Origin of the sequence: Moorena sp. SIO3H5, from assembly GCF_010692395.1 — a bacterium.
Taxonomy (GTDB): Bacteria; Cyanobacteriota; Cyanobacteriia; order Cyanobacteriales; family Coleofasciculaceae; genus Moorena.
The window spans coordinates 1-4,263 of record NZ_JAAHHS010000536.1; the positions used below are offsets into that span (position 1 = coordinate 1).

The 4,263-nt window shown below is 43.4% G+C and carries 3 protein-coding genes and 1 pseudogene; 2 read left to right on the forward strand and 2 right to left on the reverse strand.

The features are described 5' to 3' along the window. Position 1: 1 nt before the first annotated feature. Positions 2–412: pseudogene (gene tnpA, locus F6K52_RS33010) on the forward strand (IS200/IS605 family transposase). Between the two features lie 177 nt (positions 413–589). Here the strand turns inward: tnpA and F6K52_RS33015 are convergent. Further along, on the reverse strand, positions 590–1,615 hold the full coding sequence (locus F6K52_RS33015) for an ABC transporter permease (protein WP_293088836.1): 1,026 nt from the start codon (positions 1,613–1,615) through the stop codon (positions 590–592). A gap of 557 nt (positions 1,616–2,172) precedes the next feature. Further along, the gene (locus F6K52_RS33020; RefSeq protein ID WP_293088838.1) at positions 2,173–3,114 is read right to left on the reverse strand and encodes a nucleoside hydrolase; all 942 of its coding nucleotides are present in this window, start codon (positions 3,112–3,114) and stop codon (positions 2,173–2,175) included. 123 nt (positions 3,115–3,237) lie between these two features. Here F6K52_RS33020 and gndA point away from each other — a divergent pair. Then, the coding region (gene gndA / locus F6K52_RS33025; protein WP_293088840.1) for an NADP-dependent phosphogluconate dehydrogenase at positions 3,238–4,263 on the forward strand (1,026 nt) is incomplete at its 3' end.

Sequence of the window (4,263 nt, forward strand, 5' to 3'; positions counted from 1 at the left end):
AGTGATTTCCTTTCAGGCATGACGATCAGTAAGTGTTCTAAAAGCCCATCTGGTGTTAACCTCCAAGTATCGGCACCAGGTTTTTAACGCCAAAATGATCAAACGACTTGGGAAAGTAGTAGAGAACTTGTGCCAAAAATAGGATGGTAAGTTGGTTGAGTTTAATGGGTAGGAAGAGCACATCCATCTGTTATTTCAGTATTTTTAACAAATGGAGTTAACCAAATTCATCAATAATCTCAACACGGTCACAAGTAGGAGACTTAGAAGTAAGTTTCAGGAATAAATTAACAAGTTCTACGGAAAAGATGTGTTGTGGAATGGTTCATATTTTATAGCCTCATGCGGTGGAGTCACTGTGTCCACATTAAGAAAGTACATTGAACAACAGGATTCCCCGAAATCGTCGTGATTGGTTGTTGAGAGGGTATTGAACCCCCTCAACAACCGCGCATTCCTCTCACACCATAATCTTTGATTTGGTGTGAGAGGAATGCTAAACTAGCTGAATCACTCACGTAACCTTCACCACACTCACTCTAACCAGTATAGTTTGGGGTTTGAGTACTCCTACTTTCAAAAATTTCTATCAGTACCGAATACGGGGGTCAATCAAAGCATTAACAATATCAATGGCAATACTTGCGATTACCACAATAGTGGCGAAAAATACCATAATCCCTTGCACCGTCGGGTAATCCCGTCCAGAAATTGCTTCATACAACCGATTCCCTAACCCTGGCCAAGAGAACGTCACCTCTGTCAACACTGCTCCACCTAACAAAGCAGCTAAGGTCAACCCTAGCACTGTAATCACAGGAATCATGGCATTTTTCAGAGCATGGGCAAAAACAATCCGCCTTTCGTGAATACCTCTAGCTCTGGCTGCTTCTACATAATCAGCTTTGAGAGTTTGCTTCAAGTTTACCCGCACAATCCGTTCAAAGATGCCACTCAACAGCAGCCCTAAGGTAATACTGGGTAAGGCTAAATAATAGATAGCAGTGAAAAACTGAACCAAATTACCACTGAAGAGACTATCTATTGTATAAAGACCAGTAAACCCTTCTGGTGTTGCTAAGCTAATGGGATAGCGAGTACCGATGGGAAACCAACCCAGCTGAACAGAGAAAATTAACTGCACTACCATCCCCATCCAAAACAGAGGGATGGAGTACGTAATGATGCCAAATAATCTACCCCCCACATCCCAAACTGTTCCGCTACGGGATGCAGCTAAAGTACCAACTCCTATACCAACTAAGAATGCGATCGCCATGCCGCATACTGATAGTTCTACAGTGGCGGGGAAATGTTGTTGAATAATCTCCCAGACTTTTTGACCTTGGCTGGTGATTGAGGTACCTAGGTCTAAACGTAGCAAGGATCCTATGTAGCGAATATACTGCAACCACAACGGGTCAGCTAATCCTAATTGTTGTCGGTATTCTTCCTTAACGCTATCTGGAGCGCGATTTCCTAATACAGCATCTACCGGATCTCCTGGGGTAGCTCTGAGCAGAAGAAACACTAGGGTGGTAATAGTCCATAGCATCAGGGGCGCTAGGAGAAGACGGATTATTATGTAGTATTTTAGGGCTTTGGCACGAGACATAAGTATAGCGTTTTTATCTGGGTTGTAAATACACGAATTTCAGCAAAAGGCAAAAGGCAAAAGGCAAAAGGCAAGAGGCAAGAGGCAAGAGGCAAGAGGCAAGAGGCAAAAGGCAAAATCTATCTATGATATACTCTAAGATTTATATTTTGTTAATTTTAAACTACATTTTACAAGACAATATAACAATTATTTTTTTAATTAATAATTTAGTTTATTTAAATAAATTTTGGATTACTACAAAGCTTGTTTTTATTAAAATTATTAGTATATTGATAATTTAAGGTAAATGCTTTTATATCTTATTTAGATTTAATTAATCATAAATAATCGGTGAGCGTAATAGTTATTTTTATCAATTAAACTTCCTATTAAATATTCACTTTATCGACTATAAATTATAACTTTTGCAACAGATAAAAAATGATGTGCATCCCTATTCCCTATTCCCTATTCCCTATTCCCTGTTCCCTGTTCCCTGTTCCCTGTTCCCTGTTCCCTGTTCCCTATTACAGACTGTTTATTGAGCCAAACAAGTACAGCAGAGCAATTAACAATTATCCCAAGCAACGGTATAAATGTTCTTTCCATCGGGGTGCGTCGATAGACCAGATTACAGTCATGTTTGGTGTTTGCTTGAGTACTCCTAGCTCATCCACTACAGTTTGACCACGGGTGAGTTCGCTTACTGTTTCTATCTCGACGTAGTATTTACCTTGCCTGGTTATGATGGTTGGGTCGAGAGCCACTGTCATGGCTACAGGATCAGCAAGGGTTAAGCCAGGGGAATCTTGAATCTTAACACTGGCTTCTAAGGCGCTAGCATTGCAGTCTACAGCAAAACGTGGTAAGTCTGTGCCTAAGTTTTTGATTTGTGCGATCTCAGCGGGGAGCAATGCTGCGTCACCACGGCTTAATTCCCAACCAACCATCGACATGGGCATGGCACTGTGAAAGACAATTTTAGCGGCATCTGGATCCACCCAAATATTATATTCCGCAGCTGGAGTAACGTTGCCCACAACATTAGCGGCTCCACCCATGATCACGCAACGCTGGACTAGGGAGGCTATTTCTGGCGCACGGAGTAATGTGATCGCAATATTAGTCAGTGGTCCTAAGGTAACTAAGGTGATATCCCTGGGATTGCTCTTAATAGTATCGATGATGACATCCACACCATGATCTAGCTGGGGTTTAGCCTGGGGCTCAGGGTAGTGCATGTTCCCCATACCGTCTTCACCATGGAACCCGTGAGCATATTTGCATGGGCGGAGCATCGGTTTAGGGCAGCCAAGGTAGACAGGGGTGGATGCGCCACACATCTGGAGGGTATACAGGGCATTTTTTGCTCCCTGTTCCACAGGTACATTTCCACTGACTATAGTGATAGCTTCAACCTGGACATCTGGCCAACGATGTGCCATCAGGAGTGCAACGGCATCATCGGAAGCGGTATCGGTATCAATCAGGAATTTCCGCATATCTGAATGTAGCATTTCTTAATGGTATTACTACCAAAACTCTTAATTTCTTCTTTAGGCAAGAACCCAAAATATCGGGCTAACCTGGGAATGAATCCACCCTAGACAACTACTACAGCAAAACTGGCGGAGATTTTTATGACACAACGGACCTTTGGGGTAATTGGTTTGGCTGTAATGGGGGAAAACCTCGCGCTTAATGTAGAAAGTCGTGGTTTCCCAATCGCAGTATACAACCGGACTGCTGCCAAAACCGAGAAATTTATGGCTGAGCGAGCTCAGGGCAAGGATGTGAAAGCCGCTTATTCCTTGGAAGAGTTTGTTCAAGCTCTAGAGCGACCCCGCAAAATCCTAGTGATGGTGAAAGCAGGGAAGCCAGTTGATGCAGTTATTGAACAACTCAAACCTCTCCTAGAGCCAGGAGATATGATCATTGATGGTGGCAATTCTCTGTACCAAGATACCGAGCGGCGGACTAAGGATTTAGAAGCCACAGGATTGGGATTTGTTGGCATGGGCGTCAGTGGTGGTGAAGAAGGAGCGCTCAATGGTCCGAGTTTAATGCCTGGTGGTACTTCATCGGCATACAAGGATTTAGAACCAATTTTGGTTAAAATTGCCGCTCAGGTTGATGATGGTCCCTGTGTGACCTACATTGGTCCCGGTGGTGCTGGTCACTACGTTAAGATGGCACACAATGGCATTGAGTATGGCGACATGCAACTAATTGCTGAAGCCTACGATGTACTGAAAAATGCCTTGGGATTAGATCACAAGCAGCTACATGAAGTGTTTGCTGAATGGAACACTACTGATGAGCTAAATTCCTTTTTGATTGAAATTACAGCGGATATCTTCAAATACATTGATCCAGAAACCAATGGGCCGTTAGTGGAGATGATTCTTGATGCTGCTGGACAAAAGGGCACTGGACGGTGGACTGTAGTTAGTTCCCTAGAACTAGGGGTGTCAATTCCTACCATCTACGCTGCAGTCAATGCTCGTGTCATCTCCTCTTTCAAGGATCAGCGGGTAGCAGCAGCTAAGGAAATCACTGGTCCTGTGGGCAAGTATGATGGCGATGTCAAAGCATTTATCACCAAAGTCCGGGATGCTCTCTATTGCTCTAAGATGTGTTCCTATGCTCAGGGGATGGCACTCTTG